Here is a 25,171-nt window from a genome sequence, read left to right as displayed (position 1 = left end):
CACAACCTTTCCAAGTAAAAAATGCGTTTAAACATATAATCGCAACAATTGAAATTGCCGGCAGGCCCGTTCAAATTCCTGGGCTCCAATAACAACCGAACGTCCCGTAGCCAAATCGAAGAGCATTTCTTTTTCGCCTACGACAAGTGGCAGCCAGATACTTCGCCTCGGCAGCTTATTCGGCCCATCCGCAGCGCCGCTATCAAACAGTCTTGGCAAGCACTCCCATTGGATCAGCTCCTCCGGTTCCAGTTCCTGCACAAGATCAACTACGGATTGTAATATCGGTTGGTAATCGGCTTTATTATGTACAGGGCAATCTTCTCCAAGATAAAGCGACATCTGCTCCTGCCTGCATGTGAGGATGGCTGCTGTGATCGGAACGCCCGACCAGCAGCTCAATGCAGCAATACCAGCTCTTAAGGATAAGCCCACACCGTGCAGCCTGACCGGGATCCAGCCTTTAGCAGATTGGCCGATGTCAAGCTGTCCATCGACAAAAAAAATCACATGAAAACCCTGCTGGAGCGCTTCTCGGAGTCTGCGCAGCGGATTGCCCTGGTCAGCTTTGACAAAGATCAGTTCGGCCGCCGTAGCCTCACGCCCAAAAGTGCATCTAAACTGTTGCCGGTAAATCGCCGCCTGTGCTTCAAAAACAGCTGAGCGAAGCAGTATGGCTAGCTTATGCCCCTGGCGCATCAACATCCTAGGCAGCATCCCATAAGGACCTATATGCAGGCAGGCCCAGATGTGCGGCTGCCGATCAGACCTAGGCCAGTTGTGAACCAACTGCTGAAATAAATGATCGTCGCTGCGATAACGCGGCTGGTTGAACCAGTCCTGGCACATCTGCAGCAAACGGATCAAATCCCCATCTTGCGGGATCAGCTGCCACCGGTATAAGAGTGCCACAGCTTTGAGTGATCTGTGCCAGCTATCCGAATTGAGCGCAAGGATATGTGTTTTTAAATCGGGGTCAAGTCCCCTGTTTTTAGCTCTGATAAGCATGGTCATTCAAATAAATTGGTTATTAGGAAGGATGTCCGGATCACCCTTCGTTCTTTTACGATTTAATTAGAAGTAGTAAATGCTGCATTTTTCCTCGCTACTCTTGCTCAGTAGTTTTACTGTTTCCGTGTTGGAAAACTTACAAAGCGCCTGATCAGCCAAGAACTGCATTTCCATAAAAAACTGTTCCATTCTATTGTCTTTTTTTGTTTCAGTCCAGCACCAAACATGCCCCGTTTGGTCACTTTGCTTTCGAGCCAGGAAAGCCTGATGATCACAGTGACGAATTTGGTAGAAATACAACAGTTCACCTGCATTTTTGGGCGTATAGGTTCTATGGCAGGGTGAACCGGTAATTTGACCAGTGCTTAGATTTCACCGGGTCTCCAGAGCCTTTCACCGGATCCCCAGACCGATCCACAGTTTTTTTTGCGGCTATTCTCGCTTTTTAGTAGACTCCGACCCCTATAAAGCAACATACAGTAAAACAAACAGTTAAATCAGGCCAATTAGTAACAAAACAATCACATGAAAAGAAGCTATGACTTTACCCTACCCCGGGAATATGAACCAGTCACCTCCCCACTACAGCGTCTGACTTATCCCATTCGCAATGCGCAGGAGCGGCACTGGGTATCCCCTACCAACTGCATCAGCGAGCAGATTTTTGATGGCCGCTATGGCTATCTCTATTATTATGAATTTTGGATGGAGCGCCAAGAAACGATCCCGGTGTATACCGCACAGGGCGACCTGCATCTTACCTACCCTTTGTTGAGCGGCTCCCCCCTGCAGCAATACCATTGTACACAAGATTTTGCAATGGACTTTGTCGAAGGGCGGGGCGCTTACCTCTATTTAGCCAAAGGTGAATACCAACTTAGGGTCCCAAAAGGCCATCATATCTTAGTCGGGTTCATTCTGGATGCAGGACTTTTTCGGCCGCCCTCCAATCGGCATTTTAGTTTTTTACAGCATCTGGTGAGCGCCAAGAAGGAACGGTCACCACGGTCGGATACCAGCATTACCTTTGCTGTGGACGAGGTGACCAAAAGGCATCTGCAGCTGCTTTTCAGCAAGATCAATCCCCATATTTTGGACAATGAGCATACACTGCTGAAACACCTGATCTTTCTGATCCAGCTGAGCCGATTTAAGTTGCATACGGATCATCAGGAAAGGCCGATCGACCAAGCACGCAATTTACTGGAAATCATGATTGTGCATCAGGGGGCAAAGGCCAGGTTATCGGATATAGCAGAAGTACTGTTAAAATCCAGAGATCATATCAACGAAGAACATAAAAAACAGTATGATTGCACATTTCACGATTACCGCAACCAGCTGCTTCTGGCTCTTATTGCTTCCGTTATTGTGGGCAATGATAAGCTGGCTACCACTGCCGAAGAGTGTGGATTCAGCAGTATCAATGAGCTGCACAAATTTGTCAAGAGCCAGACGGGACTTACTCCGCTAACCTTTAAGCATCAGCAGGAAAATGTGGCCAATGCCCCATCTTCTGAAAACAATTCTGCTGGCCCCTCCTGCTAGCCAAGCCGGTTTTTTGCCAATCAATACTTTGTTTTCTGCTTAACGCTCGGGAGTTTATCGCTGTAATTTAGCTTTATAAAACCTGGTAAACAATTAACAAAAACGGCAATGAAAGAAAACGGAAAATATAGACAGCATGATGGAATTGCAGCAGCGAATATAGTTCAAGGCCTGAGGTCACGTAGCTGGTTAGGACGCAAATTCACTGGGGTGGCTTCGTACATCAGGAAGCATCCCCAGGAATTTGTCCTGCAGGTATTAACTTTTGCTTTGCTCTGCATATGGATCTATGTCGGGTCGAAAAAGGTATTCACTTACGCCGAATTCAGGACATTCATGATCAGGCAGCCCTTTACCGATCAGTATGGGATTATGCTGTCCTATATCCTGCCAGCCGTGGAATTAGCCACCGGTATCCTCTTTATTTTTGAAAGGACAAAACGGTTGGGATTTTGGTTTACGCTCCTCCTGATGCTTGTTTTTTCAGGCTATGTGATCCTTGCCTTGCGCGATACCTGGGAAAGTATTCCCTGCGATTGTATACTCGAGTTTCCGATCAGCTGGAGAGCACATCTTTGGGTCAATGGTCTGATCACCATTACATGTGTTGTAGGCTTGTTACTTGATAGAAAGATAAAGATTCCGCATCGAAAGAAATTGGTGACGAAGTTAGGTTCATAAAAAAATTAGCACTATCTGCCACAGCGGAAGCTGAACCCTAGGCTGGTTCGGCGAAAGGGCGCGTCTGCCAAAAGACTTAGGGCTTCTCTCCCTAGATAAGCTTCATTTGCCGATCAAAAAGAGAAAAGAACACAATTATAAATTATAGAAGTACACTAAATGTATGAAAACATTAAAATTTAATGCAAAAGCCGCAGTAGCTGTGGCCATTGCAATGGCATCCTTTATTGGATTGAACAGTTTTAAAAATGCTGAGAAAAAAACATCATCGTCTTGGTATCAGATTACAACAAATGCATCCAATCCAAGTGATGATGTATTAGGAAGTGCCATTACAGATCCAACCTTGTCGGGTCAATGTAATACAACTCCCGATGACATGCGCTGTGCACGCTTTATTGAAAACCCCGATAATCACGATCTATCAGGGTTAACTGTAGATGAGGCATCACAATTGTCGAACGTTCAGATCACAAGTGATCTGACCTACAAACCAGAACAATAGATAGATCATAATTTTGTTTATCATGTTTTGATTATTGGCTCCTTCAAATTTATGATGGAGCCTATTTTTTACCGTTCAAACTGCAATACATCAGATTTGATAACGACTTCATCAGGAACAGGAAAAGTGTATCTCCTATCCCTTGCCGGAAGAAGGTATTCTATCCCATTCACCGTCCGCTTTAGATCCGTCTTAAGATGATCTTCCCGATTGAGCCTTCTTAGATCGTACCAGCGATGTCCTCTTAGATACAATTCTTTCCGCCGTTCCAACAGCACGAGTTCCAAAGCCTTCTCCTGCGTCATATCTTTATATTCGGGTGCTGTACCTGGTTTATATCGGTATTTAAGCAACTCACCAAGGGCCTTTAATCCATCATTGACTTTCCCCAAACGCACTAAGCACTCTGCCTTGATCAGATAAGCTTCGTCGAGCGCTATTCCTGTAAAGAGTGAAGCAGAACCAAGATACGATCCCTTATATTGATACAGGTTTCCAACCTTAGTAAAGAAATAGCTTTTGCGCAGATCATTACCATCGAACATATCCACAAAAGAGGTCGGAACGGTCAATTTTGTTTTGGAAAAATATTCAACTTGATTAGCATTTTCAAAAAGTAAAAACTCCTTATTACCTATTCCACTTGCCGGGAAAGTATAGCTGGCGCCAGGTTTAATACTATTATAGTCCAATAATGAATACCCTTCGTTTAACGCCATGCCCGCATAGGTCAAGGCTTTCTCAAAATCACTTTTGACCAGATATAGGCGAGCAAGCATGATCATTGCACATGCCCGACCGGGCAGGTACAATACGGGCACCTGTTTAGGCAATTGATCCAGTGCTTGCAACAAATCACGTTCAATCTGTGCATAAGTCTGCGTTACGGTCGCCCTTTTAGAAATTAAAGTCGGATCATAATCCAGTCGCAAGGGGATTCCAAATGTTTCATTGTCGGTATCGCCCCAAGGAGCAGCAAAATGCATTGCCAAAGTAAAAAATGATTTCGCTCTAAAAAACAGGGCGTAGCCTTCGAGTTTAAGTCGTGTGCTTTCATCCTGCTCTTTGCCTTTCAATTTTTGCAATCCATCGAGTACGAGGTTAGCATATAAAACCGTCTGATATGGATTGTTCCAATCGGGCACATCCTCACCTTCAAAAAGATCCTTGCTCCAGACATAGGCATTTTTATCCTGTAGCTTTTTCAGTGCCAGCCAAATATTATCATCCACAGCGATTTCATCACTACTGGCAATACCGAGACCATTTCCCGTGGATGTATTCATAACCGGGTACTTATTGAGCAGCATTTCGAAATCGGTCAAAGTCGATGGTACTAGCTGCGATTTGTTGTTCTTTACATCCAAAAAACTGGGGTTACAGCCCCATAAAAATAATAGACAAAGTAAACTCAAAAGTCTTTTCATGATTTAATAATTAAAGTGAATACCTATCGAATATGCATTAGGAATGGGATAACTTGAATTGACAGCATCCGGATCGATGCCAAATTTATTGGAACGGTATAGGATCAACCCACCATTGTACTGCACAAATAACCCCATATTGGCACCCCTCACGCTTTTGAATGCGAAGTTATAGTCCAACCGAATATCAGAGAGCTTGATAAAGTCGCCTTTGACCACCAATGGACTTACATTTGCATAATAACTATCCCGATTGGCATTTACATCAATCGGTAAAGCTGGCACTATCGTTATGTTTTCATCTCCCGGTTTTTGCCAACGATCGAGGTAGTCGATATTGCCAATGCTATTCTGAAACAACTTTGCATAATCAATGGATTTCCTTCTAAAGTAAAAGCCATTTTTCCATTGGACCAGAAAGCTCAGACCAAAGTTTTTATAAGTAAATGTATTGCGTATACTCCCCTGATATGGCGGAAAACTCCGCCCTACTAAAATGAGGTCGTCTATCGAGATGCTATTAAAATAACCCGTATAATCCTTGTCTCCACGCGGTGTAAGTGACATTCCAGTAGCCGGGTCCAGCCCGCCAAAAGGGTACGCGTATATTTCATCCAACGAATGCCCCTCCCGCGGTCTCGGAGACGATACAAAGCTGCTCGTTTTGACAGCACTGTTTGCCATGTAATTGGTCACCTTGTTGGTCGTATAGCTCCACAATAGATTAGCATCCCATCTAAAATTGCCCTGTAGGATGTTTACGTTCAGATTCAGATCTAGCCCCTTGGTAATCATATTGGCATAGTTAATCCGATTGTCAACATTTGACACACCATTTGACGTAAAGATTCCAGTCGTTGGGTCCAAAAAAGATTCGCCGATCAGATCATTTCCATCTTTGGAATAATAATCAATCGTTCCGCGCACTCTTCCGTTCAGTACAGCAAAGTCAAGTCCAAGATTAAGGATATTAATCCGCTCCCACTTTAAACTGGGGTTTCCTGCACTGGATAAAGTAGCGCTCGGCAATGAATTTGGGAATACGAAAGTCGCTACATAAGCCGTTGGCAAAGCACTAATTTTGTTGACTACATTTCCTGTCACCCCATAACTAGCCCGCAGGTTGAGCCTAGAGATCCAGTTTGGCGTTAACTTCAGGGAATTCTTGAGGTCCTCATTGATGCCGATAGACCACAGCGGTACACCTTTTTGGTTTGTTTTAACTCCAAATAAATTGGAGGCATCCCATCGGGTACTAAGGCTAAGGGTGTGCATCTTATCAAATACATAATTCAGATTGCCATAATAAGAGATATATCGATTTGTCAACTCCAATGTTGTTGCCGTATTGGTTGGGATCAATCCGCTTCCTTCGGGGCGGACAGGATAGTATTTTGTATAATCGAAGCTTGTCTGATAGCTCAGGTTATCGCTGTTATAACCATAGAGACGGCTTCCAGCTTCGGCAATGGTCTTATTCTCGGAGAGCTCTGCTCCTACCAACGCGTTGATCTGATGTCTTTTCAGAAAATTACGGCTGTAATTTAGCTGGCCACGCCAGTTGTACGACTGGTCGCTCCCATTGTTCTGATCCAATATGGCACCTAAGGGAATGACATAAGTACCATCCGCTTGCGTGAATCTGTTTACCAGATCACGCACCAAATAACTGTCCTTTTTGTATAGGTTACGAGTTGTGTTAATTCCTTGCTGAAATTGATATTTGAGCGATAAGTTCAATCCCGAGATAATCTCATAAGAAAGGCCTGTCCCTAACAATAGATTCCGGTTTATCGAATTCAACTCCTGTTGGTTTCGATCCTTTATAGGACTAAAAGACCAGTCAAGCAAGCCATTCTTCTCGGCACTTTCAACATAGGAGGAGAGGTAGCGGTAATTAATGGGAAGCGCTGTCCCATCACCATCCACAAAGGCCGTATAACCATCCAAATTGCGGGTATAATTTAGATCACTCAACGAGTAACCATTATGGATGGACTGGTTCATATTTAACCGGATATTGGTATTGAGCACCAGTTTTTTGAGCAGGTTATATTCCGTATTCAACGACAATGTGTAGCGTCTGTCCCGATCCCCTACGATATTAAGATTGTTTTGATCGAAGCCCGCAGAAAGCAGATAATTGAAATTTGATCCACCAGCCTTGAGTTGGAGGTTATAGCGCTGCAGCCCGGACATCCGGTAAAGGTGTTCTTGAGCCTGCTCGCGTACATCCCTATTCCGCAGGATCTCTTTCTGTTGTTCCAGTGTGGTCAGATCAATCAGACCATCCTTATATTTAAAATTGAGCGCGGCTACACCAGGCAGTAAAGTCGGATTAGCCCGGTTGTAAAAACCCCGATCAAACAGCGTTTGTTCAAGCTCAACACGATCCGCGGAGGGGATATAGTTTCTATTGTAAAATAAATCAGGCCTATCCTTTAAGATACTGCTTGCCGAAAAGGTTAGCTTCAAAGGTGTATTATTAATCCCCTTTTTGGATGTCAGTACGATCACCCCATTTCCAGCTTTAGCTCCCCAGATTGCTGCTGCAGAAGCATCTTTGAGCACCGTTATACTTTCAATATCATCGGGGTTGATCTGGTTTAGATCCCCTGTATAAGGAAAATTATCCAAAATAATCAAAGGCTCCGAACTAGATTCAATTGAGACTACACCCCGCAGTCGCAGTGAAGGCTTATTGGTGTTTTCATTAAAATTTGTCCTTCGGTCAAATTGAAGCCCACTGGTAATACCCTCCAACCGCTCTATAATGTTTGGAGAGGGATTGCGCTGCAGCAGCTTTTGATCGATCTGTACAAAGGAGCCCGGCAAATTTCGCTTTTCCGAACGATAATATCCTGTGCTGACGATGGCTTCATCAAGCTGTACCGACGTGGCTTTCAGGCGTATCACGGCAATTGCGGGATCTGACAGCAGAGAGACTACTTGCCTACTATATCCAATTGCAGAGGCTTCAATCTGCTTTTGCCCATCCTGTACAAAAGAAAAATAACCAAGGTCATCAGTTTTTAACATCTTATTTTGGGGAATTAACCGAATATTGACATTTGGGATAGGCCTATCGTTGCTGTCGATGACCCTAATCTTTCGGGTTTGCTGTGCACTCGCTAGCAATGGAAGCGATAGCAGTATAAAAAAATAGAAAATAGTTTTCATTTGTTTTAAAGGTTAATTGGCTTGTTTTTTAACTTCCTTGAGCATGAGGATCGGAACTTTTTCATAACCGACTTCAAGTTTTAGGTTGTACCGTTTCAGTTCCCTTTGTACATATTCCATCGATCCTTTACCGATAAGATCCGTCGGGAATTGCATATGGATCAGCAGCTCTTTGGGCAAATCAGTTTGATCGACTATGCTATTATCATCAAACAGTCCATTGGGGAGCCTTGGCAATCCCGTTCTCACAAAATCTAACCATTTAAGCGCTCCATATTGGCCACTGAAATAACGATAAGCAGGTTCAGAAGACTTAACTCTCTTTGTTAGCAGTGCTATTGTCTCCTTCGGTTTACCGATACATTTTAACACTGGGACTTTATATTGTTTTGATTGATCAATACTGATTTCGAGCTGATATTCGGCTAGCACATAATCAGCTAAGTACTGCCGGAACAGATTTAAACCTTCCTTCGCTTCTATCCCCTTTGGTGCGCGAAATTCAACGGTTCTACTGTTTTTCCTAAGCCAGTCACCATAGATCGAATCTTTAGCAAAGTCATTATTATACATTTTGGGGCGTCCGATTTTAAGCTTACTTTTCAGATCAGGTCCAACCTCATATTTTATCGCTTTTAATAGATCCATTCTGTCAGTCAACAGATCCTGATAGGCAAATACAAGCAATTGATCGATGGGAATATTGATACCATAGTAGAGCCAACCATTAGGCGTTTCTATCATTTTTAAAGTTACCTGCGCATAGCCCTCGGTATAACCACCAACTTTAAAGCTATCCTTTTGATAGCGCACGACCGCTGGAGCATTATGCTCCTGAAAGAAAGGCTGATTAGGATCTATTACCTTGATATCAGCCTCGTTATAGACGGAAGGCATTTTTCCAGCAAGCAACATATTGATATTTTCCAACGTGGCGTAATTTGCTCGCGGCATTGCTATTACCTTTCCCTTATAGATCCAGACCATATGTGGGATAGCCTGATGTGGAAAGTAGCGGGACAAGATTGAGTCGTTGATCACAGACTGATGTTTCCAATCAAAACGGTTAAGAACAGCTTGAATTTCGGCAGTACCCTCATAGGTGACGGGTATGATGGCAACCTTCGTGGTATCTATTTTACCGAGCAGCTCCTCATTCATATTTTTTAAGGAACCAAGACATGGCATACACCAGTGTGCCCAGAAGTCCAGTATAATGAGTTTGTTTCTATCCTTATCTAAGGACCTTTTATAGGTCTTTCCGGTAGACCAGTCGATCATCTGGTGCACCTCACTGTAAAAGGCTTCGGGAATCTGGTCATTGATATAAAGCCCATCGGCCCCGCTGTTCTTGCGGGGCGTCTGAGCTGATAAACTAAACATATGAAACATAAGAGCTAATACAATAAAAGCTCTTATGTTCTTCAATGCCTTTAAAAAACAAATTAAATAGGATTGAAAAACTAAGAAGTATAAGATCACAAGTACCGTGATCTTTAGTATTTGGATATATAGCAGTGCGCTGCTATTGAATTGTAGTTTTAATTTTTTCATCATTTTAGGAATTGGTATTGGATGGGGATACCCGCTGAAAGAAATCGGAGATCGCTTTAGAAGTATCTATCGCTTCTTTGTTTACCTCTAGTGAAATAGATACCTTACCAAGGTCCAATTGAGTCGTATGGATCATAAAATAAGCTATCAGGACGCGGAAAAGTTCGACGGAAAATTCAGACAATTGGGGGTTGACCTTCAAATTCTCCTTATCGCTCGTGTCGGGATGTAAAACAACGATATAGTCTTGGATTGTACTTAAAGGATACTTATCCCAAAAGTCTTGAACATTTTTCACAGGATCATATCCTGATCTATGAGTTTCATAAATTACCAAATCCAGTAGAATTAGGTGAGCATAATCAGATCTCATTCTTTAGATTTCTAATGGCGATCCTAGTACATAGCTATTCCAGTCCGATTGAATCGGTTACTTTTTAGGCCATAAACCGCCCGTGATAAAATTGATTAATTAGATGAGCTAGAATTCTTTTGAATGAGTATCACTAGGTAAATAATTGGGCATCTCGAATTCCATAGCTGGTGTTACCAGATCATTGCTGGCTAAATCAGATCGAGCTACTCGGGAGATTTGAAGATGTTTTTTGTAGTTTGTTTTTTCTGTTTCATTTCTCACTTAAATTAAATTTTATAAAGTGAGCTCCATTGGTTATTAGAAAGGATCTATAACAGGCTCCTACATACCGCGCTGCAGGCTTCCGACGGCCAAACGGAACGGATTTACAGTAGGAGCCCAAGAAGTTATAGAGTACCAAAGGTACACAAAATATCCACTTGGGCATTAAACCTACCTCTTCGTCCGTTGCAATTTGTCGGAATTTGCAGCCGAAGCTCTTAAGTCTAACGCTCAACATATCAGCAGATCATTTCTTACTGATAATCAACAATACAAATATAATAAAATGAATTAAAAAAAAGAAAACACTTTCACTTTTATAATTCATTTTAAAAATTCTTTTGTGTATATGAAAATATACGATGCACAAATCGCAAAAAAGAATATTCTAAACTTCTTTAAAAAAAGCGGTATTACTATAGAGGATTTTGCGAATATTCTTGGAACTTCGGATAGATGGATTAAATACATCCAATCCAACGAAAAATATGTCTTCGATGTAGAGATAGTAAAAAAAGCTAGCTCTTTCTTTAGCGTAGAATATAGTAATATGTCCTCTACTGTACTCAATCCACCGAATAACTTACGTCAGGTTCTCCAGAAAAAACATTCCAAAAATTTAGAATATAGTAAGATATTGAATGACACTCCTACCGTCTCATTTATTATCGAAAATATTTTAGCTATCGATGAAGACTTTAAGAATTCAAATGGACTTGAATTGAAATACGTTAAAAAAATTATCAAGAAATATTATCCTAATATGAAGCTTACAACTCTTTCTTCTGAATTGCAAAAATCAACATTGATAGAATCGTCGAAGAGTTTAATTAAAATCAACACAAATATTTATAAACTTAAATAAAAACTGCCGTCCTAATAATACTGAATAGATAGCATTGATTCTTCCTTTTTGCATCGATGAAAAAAATGAATCTGACATCCTAGAACTATTAGGTCTTAAACGTAGAAGTTCCAAATTAATTACTTCTCTGAAAGCATGCGTTGAAGCTGATTTATTGACTATACATAAGAAAATGTTGAAGGAATCATTGTATCTGAATACATATTAACTGATTTGGGAAAACAGATTATTGAGGTTGGTTGAAAGTAGCCACCAATCAGTTCGCAAATTTAGATCTCATCTTATCAATAATTAAATAGGTGTTCAAAACTATGATATATTTGTTGTCAACCAATTAAAATGACAGGTAAAATTTAGTATTTTGCAAAAAAGTATTTTAGCCATGAAACAGTCAGAAAAACTCGACCTGATATTAAAAACTCTATATAACTCTCGAAGCAATGAAGAATATTCAGACCTAACTGAGACAATTGATAAAAGTGGAATTACCACCGTAGGAGAAATTGAAAATGATACTTTGATATCAAGGTTAATAACAGACAAGCTAGTAGAGGGTAATCTATTTGAAGAAGGTGGTGGTTTTATTAAAATAACTTCACGAGGTATTGACTATGTAGAGGAGGATTCATATAGCCTAAAAGGATCACCAATTACCAATAATAATTATTATAATACAAATATATCAAATAGTTCAGGTGGTGTCTCAGTTGTCAATTCATCAAACAACGTACACGTAAATATTTCCAACATTGGTGATATTAGAAACAAGATTGAGGATCTTGTTAAAGCAATTCAAGTAAGCTCAATAATCGCCGAGGAACAGAAAACAGAAATGATCGAATGCATTGATGAAATCAGAACATCTTTGGATCGGAATAAGAAACCAAAATATGCTTTCGACGCACTCTTAGCTATGGCAAATAATTTTGCTGGGATTAGCACACTTGCAATTGAAGTTGGAAAATTAATTTTTGATGTAAAGTAAAATGAACTATACTGAAATAATCGCACTAGGCGGAATTCAAGTGGTAGCTACTACTTTACTTGGCTTTTGGTTCAAAAATTACTATCCCTCTTACTTTACTCAAAAGGGGAAAAATTTAGCAGATAAAGAAGATATTAGTGAGCTAACTGGAAAAATTGAATCTGTAAAAAAAGAATTTACAAAGGATCTTGAAAGTTTCAAAACGAAGCTCAGTTATGACCGTGAGTATAAGTTAAAACAGAAAATAGAAGAAAGAGATGCTATCTACAAATTCTGGGAATCTATTTGTTCCTGGAATTTTAGCCTTACCGTTTTCAATGGCAATTTTAAAACAACCAAAGAAGCTCTGACATATAGGGGGTATATGAAAGACCTTAGCGAAAATTTAAGTAGTTCAATTTCTTCATTAAGCATTCTTCAATTGAAAGTAGATGATGAGAAATTATTAAAAATTGGCAACTTAATATACCAACTCTACAACCACATGGCAAGAGATATCTCTGACTGGATATCAGCTTTAGAAAAATTAGAAGCAGCATATCATAATCTAGATGATTTTATTGATCTAAAAAAGAAGTTAGAAGCAAAATATGATAAGTTCTTTGAAAGTAATAAAATTGTAAAAGACTCATATATTAAAAGGGCAAAAGAATTGCTCATACTCCCAATTTCTGACGATTAATGCTCATTTAATCAACCATTAAGTGTATGCCAAATATTGGATCCAATTAAGATAAAAAGAATAATGTAATTTAAATTCGTTTTGAAACTTTTTAACAAAAAAATTGTTACTGCTATAAAACTTAATTAATATCTTTGCAGAGATAGCCTTAATTTCAAGACATGCAAACTGACGTAAAAGTTTTATTGACCAAATTTATGCTTTTAGAATTTTCTAAATGGTTTTCCGAATTTAAACCAATTGAAAGTAACGATTTGAGTATATTAAAAGCTTTGAAATTAATATTCTTTGCTTGTTCAATTACATCTAGTAAAGATAATTCCTTATTAAAAAATGGCTTTAACTTTGTTGCAATGCCATTAGGTCATGTTGAGACGGACATTTATGATGCCTATAAAGGTAAACAATTTGGTGGAGTTATTGATGTTACTGGAGTTAGCAACATTGATCTTTTGCATACAGACTTCGGGTCGTTATCTGATGCTCTTAAGGCTGCCGCTATATCGGCTATTTTAGCCCTTAAAGCAGAAAACAAGAAGTTAATCTTAGAATCTCCGTCCAATCTAGTTGAATTATCTCACAAATATTCCTCTTGGATTAATAATTTTAGAAAAGCTAAAAATATTGGTCAATTGAGTTGGCCTATTCCATCCAATGAAATAATCGATGAAGAAAAATACTATTTTGTCTAACCGTGATAAAATTTTTTGAAAATTTCAGCAATAAGCTGACGCCTTTTATCGATAACAATCTAAGTAACCATAGTGCAGTTAAATCTAAATTTGAAGAATTATATTCAAGCTTATTAAGTCAAATTTTACTGTACCTTATAGAGGGAAAATTTGAAGCTCTGCTAACAAAGGATCTTGATAGCCTTCAAGAGCGAATGAGTCAGCTTAAAGCTGGTATTATTAACAATGTTTCTATAGGAAGTTTAGACGTCCAACAAGTATACTTTGATTTAATCGACCCAAAAATTTCCGAAACTTTCCAACTTTTACTATCCTTTTCTAAATACATCAAAAATCTTGTAACCGTATCTCATCATATAACTTACAAAAGATTTATATTTTACGAAACGGATTATTCAGAATTAAAAGAAATATGTGAATTTCTAAATTTAACAATTGAAGAATATCTAATAAGTGATAGTACGAGTTTTATTCACGCAATTTTAAAGCTTGAGAAACGAATTGAAGAAAGTCATGCAAAATATCCATTTACTAGACTCAGGATTTTTAATGCAAAACTGGCATTTATTAAATATAAATGGAAAAAACGTCAAAAATATAATAGAGAGATTCAGCAAACCAAATATGGCCAAGAATTTAGTGAGAAGTATATTTTTGGAAATGGCATAGTTATCGACCTTGATGAAAAGGTTTTAATTGGTGACCCCTACTTTAATATTTTTGAACCTTGGATAGAGAAAATCGAATTCCATTATTTTAATGAGAACTCTCATGGATACTATAATATAGACATTAATTTGTCGGGTTCTCAAACTTTTGATTCTTATGAAATATTTTATAAAATAAAATATTTTAAAGATATAGATGAAAATCTTTCATTTTTCACTGAGACAGACAAAAATTTCATTTCATCAAATACACAGATTAAATATAAGGAGGATTTTAAAAAAAATTATTTATACTTTAAAAACAACCACTTTTCTTTTTTAGTAAGGTCAAATATTGAATATAACTCCAAAAATGATAAGGAAATTTTACGCGAATACAAAAATATAAGAAAGATAAGTGAAAAGCTATCTAACAATAATTATTTTATAATATATAAGTTCATATGTTATAAACTATGCAAAATCGAAAAATTACTTAATGATAAAAAAGAAACTTCACTAGATAAAGTGGTATCTGAAATAGCCGAAATTCGTGTTTTAATTAACGACTGTAAAAGTAAATTTAAATGGTCCAAGAACAGTTATAATGTCATTTTCCAACATGATAAGAAAAATTCAAAAATAAAAATTGATGGGATTGAGGTCTATTTTCCGACGAGTTTTCTTTTACCATTTAGTATTGTAGAGTATGATTTAGCTATTAAAGGATTAGAAAAAAAATGTAATACTATTTTACGTGATAGACAAGAGGCCACAATTAATAAATCTTTAAATTCTTTTAAAGATGAGCTTAAAACAAATGAACGAAGATCAATTGAAGTCATTTCTCTTTTCTCTGCGGTGATTTCTTTTATTGTAGGATCAATTTCATCATACGCTTTTATAGAGTCCCTAACTCAAGCAATTATGTTTCTTATGATATTCGGTTTATCAATCTCAGTATTTGTTTTATTAATCTTTTCAGGCACACGAGGCTGGAAATTTATTCTGAAACAGATTCCATTTTTGTCCATTCCTTATCTCATAATTGGCTATTTCCTCCACCTTTTTATACCCGAACATCTTAATGATTCAAAAAATAAATTGTCACCTAAGACGGAAATATTAGTAAATCGAAAAATAGATAGTTTAGAAAGAAAACTTAAAATTCGAATTGACAGCATAAGAAAACCTAAGTAATATTGAGCTTTTTCAGCGAAGGTAAGATGGCAGAAATAAGCCAGTTGGTTTTCCAGAAAAACTACTGAATATTGTTTTGTTTCAATGTTATCAAACAAACCAATATTCAGATGCAACTTATTCAGCAAGAAGTTATAATATCTTGAAGATGAGATCAACGAGCAACGTTTCATTATCTGTTTACTCGTAGTAAAGAAAATGAGTTGGTACGTCTTCCATTATAAAACTTAGGGTTATTCAGATTTTGAAATTAAATAAATTTTCAATAAATTGGAGACAGAGTATTAAAAAATTCGGCACCTCTTTTGATTATATAACCTTATATTTGCAAAAATTTTGAGCATACAGTAATGGCAGCATTGGAACAAATAAAGAGCTTGATTCGTTCGTTTGGCGAAGGAGACGACAGTCGTTTCTATGCCACTGCTATGCAAATAGCTGCCGCCGAAGCACGGCAAGGACACACTGCTTTGGCCGAAGAGCTCAAAAAAATGATCGACAAGGCTAAGCTCTCAAAAAGTAAAGAGTCTGTTCTGATCAAAAAGCTTCCTATCAATAGTGCTCAAAAAGAATTAGACGATTTACTGGAATTAGTACGTCCTGAAGTAAAACTCAAGGACATGGTACTTTCAAAAAGCGTTCGAACCTCAATACAACGTGTACTCGACGAACAACGCAAAATAGATATTCTCGAAAGTCATGGTTTGACAGCGCGTAGAAAGCTACTTTTTACTGGTGCTCCAGGCTGTGGTAAGACAATGAGTGCGCATGTATTGGCGAGCGAACTGGGCCTACCCCTATTCATCATCCGACTCGATGGGTTGATTAGTCGCTATATGGGTGAATCCATTGCCAAACTTCGTCTAGTATTTGACGCAATGCGAGATTTTAGAGCTGTATATCTTTTCGACGAGTTTGATAGTATTGGTACTTCACGCTCCGCTGGAAATGAAGTTGGCGAAATAAAACGTGTACTCAATAGTTTCTTACTACAGATTGAAAAAGATGATTCAAGAAGTTTGATAATCGCTGCAACTAATCTCCCTGAATCTTTAGATGTGGCGCTATTCAGACGCTTTGATGATATTATCCAATTTCCTCTCCCTACTGAGGAAGATATATACCAATTATTTGATTTAGAATTCACTGGGTTTGACCTCCCCTCTACTATAGATCTAAGAAAAGTTACTCATAAAGCCATCGGATTAAGCTTTGCAGACATTCACCGTATTGTAAGTGATGTATGGAAAGATTATCTAGTTTATGGTGATAAAAATGTGAGTGAAGAAAAAATACTACATTATGTAGAAGGAAGGAAAAGACCTTTTTAAGGGACTTATTCTTTTTTCAATATGCTAGAAAATGACCTGCCCCATCTAGTGATAGATGGAAATTTTTATGATGCCAAAAATTATACCTCTAATATTCAAGGTGGTCCTACTATATTAGCTCGTAGCGGTATTAATCGCCAACAACAAGGAGATTTCGTTAAAGTCAGATTCGATGAAGCTTTAAAAGACTTTTGGAATGGTAAACAGATTCAAGACTTTGTTTATATAGTTTTTAAATCCGCGCCGGACTTCCCACTTGATATCGATAAATTTGATGATAAATCAAGTTTCCGCATTGCATTTACAAGGATACTTAAGGGCAGAGATAATGATGGGAATGCTTTTGAGTACCAAGAAGCTGGAATATACTTAGACAAAACAGCAATCACTAACTTTCTAAATAAAGTAGATGAATTTCTTACTAAGAATACACCGCAAAGTGAAAAGGCGGGCAATCCTAAACCTAGAAATTATTCTTTGATAGCAAATATAGAGGATATTCGTGCTGCCACTCTAGCAGCATTTTGGCAGGAGCCTGAAAATGAATTCCCTAATGTGGACGAAAGTATTTGGTGGGAAGTATGGTTAGATTATGATAATAACAATGACTACATTGAACAGTGCAAAGATTTTCTACAGCAACAAGGAATCCAAATTGGCCAACAGTGGATCTGCTTTCCTGAGCACACTGTAGGATACATTAAAGGTACTCCGCGGCAAATGGAAAACTTACTTTATTTAGAATGTCTAAGTGAGTTACGCAAACCTCGTGATTTAACAGATTTTTTCACATACGCTACGCGTATCGAACAAGATGATTGGATTAATAATTTGTTACAACGAGTATCCAATAGCTCTGACCAAAATAAAATATCTGTATGTCTTTTGGACACCGGAGTTAATCGTGGTAATCCATTATTAACTCCTCATATTAAGGAACACTATCTCTCTACAGTCTTTGCGGATGGCCATGTTGCCGACAGAACTAATATGCATAGTGGCCATGGGACTCCCATGGCTGGGCTAATTCTGTACGGAGATTTATCTGAAGTATTTGGCAACAAACATCCTGTAAACATTCCCTTTAAATTCGAGAGTGTAAGAGTCATAGATCATACCAAACCACATGATCCACTGAATTATGGTTTCGTAACGATCGATGCTGTCTCTAATGCCGAAATCATGAATCCAGATCATAAACGCGCAATTTGTATGGCGGTAACATCTAATGATAATCAGCACTTAGGGAAACCGTCACTTTGGTCCGCCACTATTGATATGCTTTCATTTGGAACAGAAGATATTAATGAAAGAAACTTGTTTATCATTTCTTCTGGAAATTTATCAGACGAAATTCGCAATGAATATCCACTAATAAATGATGACCATAGTATTAATGATCCCGCACAAGCATTTAATGCTATAACGGTGGGAGCATATACATTGAAAGATCAGCTAGATTTTAATCTATTTCCCGAAGCCGAAATTCTAGCAAATAGAGGCGCTATGTCACCATGTAATACGACATCTTCTATTTGGGCAAATGAATGGCCTAGAAAACCCGACATTGTAATGGAAGGTGGTAATCAAGCGATACAACAGGGTGCTGTATTGAGCCCGGATTCACTTCAATTATTAAGTACCTCCTGTGGAAAAACTTATAACATGCTTACAGCGTTTGGAGATACCAGTGCAGCCACAGCCCTAGCTAGCCGATTTGCTGCACAACTATATATTCAATATCCACATTTTAGGCCAGAAACCATAAGAGCTTTGATGGTTCATTCCGCTAATTGGACACCAGCCATGTTGGGAAACCGGAACTTGGGGGATTTATCTTTTGCGCAAAAAGTCAAACTCATACAAACCGTAGGATACGGTGTTCCAAATCTCCAACGAGCCATGCATAGTGCATCAAATTCACTTACTTTAATATGTGAAGCTGAATTAAAACCATATAAATATGAAGAGTCGCGGGTTAAAACGGACCAATTTCATTTATACAACTTACCCTGGCCGATAGATGCATTAGCAGAATTATATAATACACCAGTACAATTAACAGTTACCCTGTCTTATTTTGTCGAACCTAATCCCGGCAATAAAAGGTATGCAAAGGCCAACAATTATATGTCGCATGCATTAAGATTTAAAATGAACGACACGAATGAATCTCCGGATGCATTTGCAGGAAGAATTAGTGCTGAAATGCGGGAAGATGATTATCAAAATGAGGGTCGCGAGCGAAACTGGAAATTGGGTGAAGACCTACGGAATAAAGGATCTATTCATAAAGATATATGGGAAGGCAATGCTGCTGATTTAGCAACTCGGAACATTTTGGCAATATATCCGACAACAGGATGGTGGAAAACTCGGAGAAAATTAGAACGCTATAATAATACTATCCGTTATAGTCTAATAATTAGCATTTCGTCTCCTAATAGTGATATTGATATCTACACACCTGTCAAAAATTTGATTGAGGCTAAAGTAGCTATTCCAGTTGAAATTAAAGTTTAACCATGTTGAGGTAAGTGGATGGTGAAAGTTCAATAAGAGATCATTTAGGTTTTCCTCCAAAGTGTGCATTTATTTCTGAGAAGCAAAATGGTATACCCGACAGAAGACAATGGGTTACTCCTGAAACGAAACCCAAACACCCGGAGCTGAAACCGCACAAGCACAAACCTGGAGATTCGAAGTAAAAGAAGAGGGGATTCGGGAGTGTAACACCAACTGTGTCATAGGGTTAAAACTTAAAAACCTCTTTAGAGCTTGAGCCTATCCCCAAATCTAATATAAAGTTGGGATATGGTCAAGCCCCAGTTATGCATTGGCATCGTCCATTTTTTTGCAATATCTTTAATAATTAAATACATCAATTTCATTAGCGCCTGTTCAGAGCTGAAAGCTCCTTTAGACTTAATAATTTTTCGTATCTGACGGTGCATTCCCTCGATCGGATTTGTGGTGTATATAATCTTGCCAACCTGATCCTCGTACTCAAAGAAAGTAGAAAGATTGGTCCAATTATCCATCCAGGATTTGGCAGCAAGAGGATATTTCTTGCCCCATTTTTCTTCGAAAGACAAGAGGTTCTCATAACCTATTTCTTCGTTCACAGCCTTATAGACCGATTTTAGATCCTCCATGACAAGCTTCTTATCTTTTTCGGTTACGTAACGCATACTTGTTCTGATCTGGTGAACAATACACAACTGGATCTTTGTTTTTGGAAAAATAGCTTCTATGGCCTCTGGAAACCCTTTTAGACCATCAATACAAGCAATAAGGATGTCTTCAACGCCACGTTGCTTTAGATCTGTAAGAACTGAAAGCCAGAACTTAGCTCCCTCATTTCTGAGCTATAAAGACCGATCAGATCTTTTCTACCATCCATACCAACTCCCAGGATATTATAGATAGCCCTCGATTCAACAGTTCCATTATGGCGAACTTTGATGTGCATACAGTCTAGGAATACAAAGGGATAAACAGCTTCAAGAGGCCTGCTACCCCACTGATTTACCGCTGGAAGCACACTTTCTATAATACGTGATATTTCTGTGGCAGAGATCTCCATTGCATACATTTCGCGTATAAACTCGCTTATCGCCCGTGTGCTCATTGCTTTGGCATACATGCTCAACACGTGTCCCTCAAGCTGTTCAGTGATGATTAATTGTCTCTTAGGTACTACTTTAGGCTCGAACGTTCCCGATCTATCCCGGCCTGTTTCCAGCTCAAATGTTCCAGTGTTAAGGCCACGTACAGTCTTTTTAGTCTTGCCATTTCGACGATTGCTATTGCCCGAAGCTTTCTCTTCGTTCAAGTGGTTTTCGAGTTCTCCATCCATCATTGATTCCAACAGATGCTTCATTAACGGCGCTAGGACGCCATCATTGGGAGACAAACTTTTACCTTCGTAAAGACCTTGCATGACTTCTGCCTTGAAGCGCTCAAAACGGCGAAGCCCTCTTGAGTTCCTTTAAAAACAGACACTAACGAAAAATCGAATGGGTCTTTTTCTTTCATGACCGTGTCGTTTGAATAATTGAATATAAATAATCTTATTGAATTATTCCTCTGACACAGTTCAGGTTAACGTCTCCCCAATGCTCGAAATTTTCAAATAAAGCGCTAATAAAAAGCCCAATCTTTGGGATTGGGCTCATGGTTATTTTTTCTTTTTTTTATCAATTTCTTGCTGGATTAACTTCCTATAAAATGGTGCAATCTCAATACTAATTATTTTCCCTCCTCTAAACACTTGAATTATTGAATCTCCTTTAACCTTGCTTATTGAATCTCCTTCTTGCATTTGTCCCCAAAATTTCCCATTAATACCAGTGCTCCCACCATCAGCAAAAACTATTTTTGGACTATTATGATTCTCATGGTCATAAAATTTCTTTATTATAATACCACTATAGCTCCTATTTAGCTCATATTCATAGTTTTCTAAGATCATTTCCTCTCCTCTTTTTTGCGTAACAACAAAATAAATTATCCAAATAAATATTGCCACGATAACAATAGACAAAACTGGATTTTTAATTTGACTTTTATTCTCCATTTTTACTAATTTAAAACTTTACAACCCAAGTCCTTGTAGCATCTATCGTCGCTCCAACGGAGACCTTTCCTGTTATATTCACTCCTATACCAGGATATTGAGAAGATTGCCCTCCACCATAAGTTCTATAAGACCTACTTGTTTCATCTGCAGGTTTTCCCATATTGAAAAAACTATTTCCTTGTGTTCCACCATACGATCCACCAACAGCTACTGGGCCAATTCCCAAACCTGCTGTAACTGAATTACCCATTCCTGCGAAATCACTAACGTTAAATGTCTGTCCATTTGTAGGATTTACAACACCCGAGGATATACCCACTCCTCCCCCAAATCCAGCATGTCCTCCAAAAGTGAAGTACGCTCCTTTATCGCCAAAATTGTCCGTGACAATCCCTACCTGTAAACTAATTCCTCCCCCAACTGCTCCCCCAATTGAAAATCCCGAATATGTTCCAGCGGTATTATTCGGATCCATTACTGTCGATCCTAATGGTGTCGTAAGATTTCCTGTTAAATCGAGATTATTACCATCTTGATCAACTCCGGATTTACCCGTAAAGGTATACTTATAAGAGCCATCTTCAACACCATTTGTGTGACTAGCCAATGTAAAATTCTCTCCTAAATATGTTTTTCCCGAATTAGGTAAAGCTGTATCCAATTCTTTTTGACTATTAATTGTCGCATCGTAGGTAAATGTTGATGATCCATTTGAATGTTTTGATTTAATCCAACCAGTTGATTCCTTACCATCTGGATCAATAAATCGTATTGGATTATCGAAAGCGTAATTATATGGAGAGTGCCTTCTCATTTTATCAGATAGAGGATCAACCACGTTCCACCGACCTATCTCCGCATCGTAGAACCTTGCCCCGTAATCCAGCTCTCCCTCCAGCACATAAGAACTTCCCAAGGTATGCGTACCGCCATTCAGGTCGCTCTGCATCTCCTTGCCATTATAAAGATACTTATTATTGATACTCGTTGCAATGCTTTTCGTCTTTCCGAATGGATAATAGTCCTGTTTCTGCATCACTGTAGCAATTGGGGCCGATGCCGTGCCATCCTTCTTGAGCACTACCCTCACGTTGCCCAGATGATCTGTCAGATTGTAGTAATAGCTGTATGTACCCGAACTGTTCAGCAGAAAACCATCCTCCGTGGCAATACGCTCGATCACGGGACTTGCCACACCTGTCCTGGCATATTCGATCCCACCCATGTAGTCCTGTTCGGTAGTAATGCCTCCAACGGTAGACTTGCGGTTCAGCTTGCCGCCTGTTGCATCATAGGTATAGGCGATATTCTTACCTGACCCGATCACTGTTTTTGGAAGGTTCAGATAATTGTATGTTAAAGCCATCCCAGTACGGTCGGTTGTGGCATTACCGTTCAGGTCATAGGTGAACGTTCCTGTCAGACCACCCGACAGACTGGCCAGCCGACTGCTTTTATTTGTATTGTTGTAGTTGTAGGCAATTGCTGTCCCATTGTCACGGATAAGTGTCCTGATGTTGCCCATATCATCATAGGTCAGCGCCTCGCTCATCACCGTGCCCGTGCTCAATCCGCTCTTCAATCGGTTCAATGCGTCATAGCTGTAATCAAATGTGCTATTTGTCGTGGCCGCATAGCCCCACAACTGCTGCGCAACATTACCATTATACTGTGCACCCGACAATACGGTCGTACCGTTTACATTATAATTCAATTGTGAGGTAAACTGTGCCGAACTCGCCTTGGTCTGCCAGCCCCGTTCGTTGTAGGTATAGCCAATGCTGGTCATAAAGTTAATGCCACTGTTCTCACTGTGTAAGGACTTGGTCTTCAATTGGCCGATCTCATTATATGCCAGTTTGCTCTGGATAATTTCATCCTGCGCATTGACCTTTTTCTTGGTCTGTACCAGCCTCCCCACATGATCATATTCATTGGTCGTGACTAGCGTCACCGCCGCTCCGCTTGATGGCGTATGAACTCTCGTGCTCTTAACAACCTGTCCAGGAAAATTGTACTCGTTGGTCAACCGGTCTGTACCGTTCAGGTGATTGCGGCCAACGACCTGTGCTACCCGCCCGTAATCATCGTAGTAACTGATGGTCAGCAATGAATCTGACCGGTCGTCTTTCCATACCAGGCTCCCTGTCAGGAGTCCCTTGATCTTGGCGCTTTTGCTGATACCCGAAGGCTGCAGGTTGGCCGTGGATGCTCCACCGAATGTGTAGTCATCATAGTAGTTGACCAACAGCAGGGACTGCCCGGTCTTGGGATAGGCCTGATTACTGTATGTAGCTGTACCGGTACGTTCCTCCCAATATTTGGTCACTGTATTCACATCGGCCTGCGCTGCAGATTGGCTCGCAAATGTCTTGCTGTAACGACCGGTCTGGACAATCCGCCCAAAACCATCGTATTTCGTATAACTCCATTGACCAAGGCCCCGCTGTACCGCATCCTGTGAGAGCACAACCTGATCGTTGGTATTGTATACAAGCCACTCCCAGCCCTTACCGGGAACTTTCTTCTCAACAAGACGCTGACGCCCGTCATATCTGTAGGCATACACAAGTTCGTTAAAGTCTGCATCGTTATCTGTTATGGTGGTCGCAGTCGACGGATAGCCCGGTGGGATCACATAGCGCAGGTTCCCAAGATCGTCATACACATACTGCGTTTCGAGTTTTTTGGTATCTGTTTCCCATACACGCCTGAGTACAACATGTCCGTCAAAGTCTTTGTATTCTTCTATCGTTCCGGCTTTCCCGTTTGCGGATACCCAGTTCTCATCTTTAATAACCGTCTTATTGAGCGTGCTCTTTCCATAATAGGTGGACGTAGCTCCATTGTTGCCGCTATTTACCGTCCATAACCGCACATCATTGATCCCATTGGTACCGTATTCGGTCACTACCGTACGTCCGGCATTGGTCCCGGCAGTGACCGTGCCACGGTTTGCTGCCGGCTGCCAGGCGACTCCGGCAGCCCCCTGTTCCTTTACCCGGTTGAGCGGACTGTTTTCAAAAACCGTGACCGCATAGGGATTAACTGTTTTTACTACTGATGGGTCCCAGGTATTGGTGCTCGCATAATAGGCCAGCTGGTCCGCTTTGGCTGTCGTCTTGAAGCTGCCGTCTCCCGCCACATTCTTCACGTGGGGAAGATATTTGATACTCTCTCTTCCATAGCCGTCATACTCCGTGTACTGCACAATATCTTTGTAGCCCGGGCTGGCCATCAGCTGTACTGCCTGGATGGGTCTACCCAGTCCGTCAAAATACTGGATTGCCTGGTTCTCATCAGCTATACTCCGTGATGCATTGACCGTAGCGGCCGTTACTCCACGGATGCGAAAGGTCTTGGTCAGGATGTAATTCTGGCCAGCTGTGGGAAGACTTACCAAAGTGGGAAATGCCGCTATGGACAAGGTGACCGTATTGCCCATCGGGATATAAAAGCCGTTGGTCAGCGTAATGCTCTTGAGTGCCTGTATACTGCTCTGGTTACTGTAAACATTTAAAGTGAGGTCGTCGACCAGAGATTGGCCTTGTGCCAATCCTAGGATTAAAAGAGCCGGTATCGTTAGAATATTCTTTTTCATCATCATTGATTTCCTGTGGTTATCAAAAAATTTTCTCCAGAAA

The 25,171-nt window shown here is 39.8% G+C and carries 17 protein-coding genes and 1 pseudogene; 10 read left to right on the top strand and 8 right to left on the bottom strand.

The genetic code is table 11. The annotated features are described in order from the left end of the window. Positions 1-27: 27 nt before the first annotated feature. The gene (locus AAW12_RS19070) at positions 28-717 is read right to left on the bottom strand and encodes a hypothetical protein (RefSeq protein ID WP_156167704.1); all 690 of its coding nucleotides are present in this window, start codon (positions 715-717) and stop codon (positions 28-30) included. Between the two features lie 819 nt (positions 718-1,536). Between AAW12_RS19070 and AAW12_RS19065 the strand changes: the two genes are divergently transcribed. From AAW12_RS19065 to AAW12_RS19055, 3 genes are all read left to right on the top strand, one after another. Next, the gene (locus tag AAW12_RS19065) at positions 1,537-2,559 is read left to right on the top strand and encodes a helix-turn-helix domain-containing protein (protein ID WP_046675210.1); all 1,023 of its coding nucleotides are present in this window, start codon (positions 1,537-1,539) and stop codon (positions 2,557-2,559) included. 108 nt (positions 2,560-2,667) lie between these two features. Continuing rightward, on the top strand, positions 2,668-3,240 hold the full coding sequence (locus AAW12_RS25710) for a MauE/DoxX family redox-associated membrane protein (protein WP_053003823.1): 573 nt from the start codon (positions 2,668-2,670) through the stop codon (positions 3,238-3,240). 163 nt (positions 3,241-3,403) lie between these two features. After that, positions 3,404-3,745 carry a hypothetical protein gene (locus AAW12_RS19055; RefSeq protein ID WP_046675209.1) on the top strand — a complete coding sequence of 114 codons (342 nt, stop codon included), beginning with the start codon at positions 3,404-3,406 and terminating at the stop codon, positions 3,743-3,745. A 68-nt stretch (positions 3,746-3,813) separates the two neighbouring features. Here AAW12_RS19055 and AAW12_RS19050 read toward each other — a convergent pair whose 3' ends face one another. From AAW12_RS19050 to AAW12_RS19035, 4 genes are all read right to left on the bottom strand, one after another. After that, positions 3,814-5,172, bottom strand: coding sequence for a RagB/SusD family nutrient uptake outer membrane protein (locus tag AAW12_RS19050; protein ID WP_046675208.1), 1,359 nt, complete (start codon positions 5,170-5,172; stop codon positions 3,814-3,816). A 3-nt stretch (positions 5,173-5,175) separates the two neighbouring features. Continuing rightward, positions 5,176-8,352 (bottom strand): SusC/RagA family TonB-linked outer membrane protein, encoded by a 3,177-nt coding sequence (locus AAW12_RS19045; protein ID WP_046675207.1) that lies wholly within the window; start codon positions 8,350-8,352, stop codon positions 5,176-5,178. Positions 8,353-8,364: 12 nt separating this feature from the next. Then, a complete protein-coding gene (locus tag AAW12_RS19040) occupies positions 8,365-9,735 on the bottom strand; it encodes a TlpA family protein disulfide reductase (protein ID WP_046675206.1) in 1,371 nt (456 codons plus the stop codon). Between the two features lie 175 nt (positions 9,736-9,910). Further along, positions 9,911-10,279, bottom strand: a complete 369-nt coding sequence (locus AAW12_RS19035) for a hypothetical protein (protein ID WP_046675205.1) — start codon at positions 10,277-10,279, stop codon at positions 9,911-9,913. Between the two features lie 613 nt (positions 10,280-10,892). Here AAW12_RS19035 and AAW12_RS19030 point away from each other — a divergent pair. The 7 genes from AAW12_RS19030 to AAW12_RS19000 all read left to right on the top strand — a co-directional run bounded on the left by AAW12_RS19030 (position 10,893) and on the right by AAW12_RS19000 (position 19,468). Continuing rightward, entirely contained in the window at positions 10,893-11,408 is a 516-nt protein-coding gene (locus AAW12_RS19030) for a hypothetical protein (protein ID WP_046675204.1), read from the top strand. Positions 11,409-11,790: 382 nt separating this feature from the next. Next, positions 11,791-12,393 carry a hypothetical protein gene (locus AAW12_RS19025; protein ID WP_046675203.1) on the top strand — a complete coding sequence of 201 codons (603 nt, stop codon included), beginning with the start codon at positions 11,791-11,793 and terminating at the stop codon, positions 12,391-12,393. A gap of 1 nt (position 12,394) precedes the next feature. Next, on the top strand, positions 12,395-13,075 hold the full coding sequence (locus AAW12_RS19020; RefSeq protein WP_046675202.1) for a hypothetical protein: 681 nt from the start codon (positions 12,395-12,397) through the stop codon (positions 13,073-13,075). Positions 13,076-13,236: 161 nt separating this feature from the next. After that, positions 13,237-13,767, top strand: coding sequence for a hypothetical protein (locus AAW12_RS25705; RefSeq protein ID WP_053003822.1), 531 nt, complete (start codon positions 13,237-13,239; stop codon positions 13,765-13,767). Positions 13,768-13,769: 2 nt separating this feature from the next. Continuing rightward, entirely contained in the window at positions 13,770-15,614 is a 1,845-nt protein-coding gene (locus AAW12_RS19010) for a hypothetical protein (protein WP_046675201.1), read from the top strand. A gap of 350 nt (positions 15,615-15,964) precedes the next feature. Next, positions 15,965-16,945: an AAA family ATPase gene (locus AAW12_RS19005; protein ID WP_046675200.1), complete on the top strand. Its 981-nt coding sequence runs from the start codon at positions 15,965-15,967 to the stop codon at positions 16,943-16,945. Between the two features lie 21 nt (positions 16,946-16,966). Then, complete coding sequence (locus AAW12_RS19000) at positions 16,967-19,468, top strand: S8 family peptidase (RefSeq protein WP_053003821.1); 2,502 nt, start codon at positions 16,967-16,969, stop codon at positions 19,466-19,468. A gap of 248 nt (positions 19,469-19,716) precedes the next feature. Here AAW12_RS19000 and AAW12_RS18995 read toward each other — a convergent pair. The 3 genes and pseudogenes from AAW12_RS18995 to AAW12_RS18985 all read right to left on the bottom strand — a co-directional run bounded on the left by AAW12_RS18995 (position 19,717) and on the right by AAW12_RS18985 (position 25,134). Continuing rightward, positions 19,717-20,888, bottom strand: a pseudogene (locus AAW12_RS18995) (IS256 family transposase). Between the two features lie 237 nt (positions 20,889-21,125). After that, complete coding sequence (locus AAW12_RS18990) at positions 21,126-21,524, bottom strand: hypothetical protein (protein WP_046675199.1); 399 nt, start codon at positions 21,522-21,524, stop codon at positions 21,126-21,128. Positions 21,525-21,534: 10 nt separating this feature from the next. Then, the gene (locus AAW12_RS18985; RefSeq protein WP_046675198.1) at positions 21,535-25,134 is read right to left on the bottom strand and encodes a DUF6443 domain-containing protein; all 3,600 of its coding nucleotides are present in this window, start codon (positions 25,132-25,134) and stop codon (positions 21,535-21,537) included. Positions 25,135-25,171 lie beyond the last annotated feature (37 nt).

The sequence above is a fragment of the Sphingobacterium sp. Ag1 genome (genome assembly GCF_000988325.1).
Lineage (GTDB): Bacteria > Bacteroidota > Bacteroidia > Sphingobacteriales > Sphingobacteriaceae > Sphingobacterium.
Note: the sequence above shows the minus strand (reverse complement) of the source record. Positions and strands in the feature narration are given on the sequence as shown.

Excerpts from the sequence above, each read along its gene's own strand:
- AAW12_RS18985 (WP_046675198.1), bottom strand. The coding sequence starts at position 25,134 with ATGATGATGAAAAAGAATATTCTAACGATACCGGCTCTTTTAATCCTA.
- AAW12_RS19045 (WP_046675207.1), bottom strand. The coding sequence starts at position 8,352 with ATGAAAACTATTTTCTATTTTTTTATACTGCTATCGCTTCCATTGCTA.
- AAW12_RS25710 (WP_053003823.1), top strand. The coding sequence starts at position 2,668 with ATGAAAGAAAACGGAAAATATAGACAGCATGATGGAATTGCAGCAGCG.
- AAW12_RS19025 (WP_046675203.1), top strand. The coding sequence starts at position 11,791 with ATGAAACAGTCAGAAAAACTCGACCTGATATTAAAAACTCTATATAAC.
- AAW12_RS19070 (WP_156167704.1), bottom strand. The coding sequence starts at position 717 with ATGCTGCCTAGGATGTTGATGCGCCAGGGGCATAAGCTAGCCATACTG.
- AAW12_RS19020 (WP_046675202.1), top strand. The coding sequence starts at position 12,395 with ATGAACTATACTGAAATAATCGCACTAGGCGGAATTCAAGTGGTAGCT.
- AAW12_RS25705 (WP_053003822.1), top strand. The coding sequence starts at position 13,237 with ATGCAAACTGACGTAAAAGTTTTATTGACCAAATTTATGCTTTTAGAA.
- AAW12_RS19055 (WP_046675209.1), top strand. The coding sequence starts at position 3,404 with ATGAAAACATTAAAATTTAATGCAAAAGCCGCAGTAGCTGTGGCCATT.
- AAW12_RS18990 (WP_046675199.1), bottom strand. The coding sequence starts at position 21,524 with ATGGAGAATAAAAGTCAAATTAAAAATCCAGTTTTGTCTATTGTTATC.
- AAW12_RS19065 (WP_046675210.1), top strand. The coding sequence starts at position 1,537 with ATGAAAAGAAGCTATGACTTTACCCTACCCCGGGAATATGAACCAGTC.
- AAW12_RS19005 (WP_046675200.1), top strand. The coding sequence starts at position 15,965 with ATGGCAGCATTGGAACAAATAAAGAGCTTGATTCGTTCGTTTGGCGAA.
- AAW12_RS19000 (WP_053003821.1), top strand. The coding sequence starts at position 16,967 with ATGCTAGAAAATGACCTGCCCCATCTAGTGATAGATGGAAATTTTTAT.
- AAW12_RS19050 (WP_046675208.1), bottom strand. The coding sequence starts at position 5,172 with ATGAAAAGACTTTTGAGTTTACTTTGTCTATTATTTTTATGGGGCTGT.
- AAW12_RS19035 (WP_046675205.1), bottom strand. The coding sequence starts at position 10,279 with ATGAGATCTGATTATGCTCACCTAATTCTACTGGATTTGGTAATTTAT.
- AAW12_RS19030 (WP_046675204.1), top strand. The coding sequence starts at position 10,893 with ATGAAAATATACGATGCACAAATCGCAAAAAAGAATATTCTAAACTTC.
- AAW12_RS19040 (WP_046675206.1), bottom strand. The coding sequence starts at position 9,735 with ATGTTTAGTTTATCAGCTCAGACGCCCCGCAAGAACAGCGGGGCCGAT.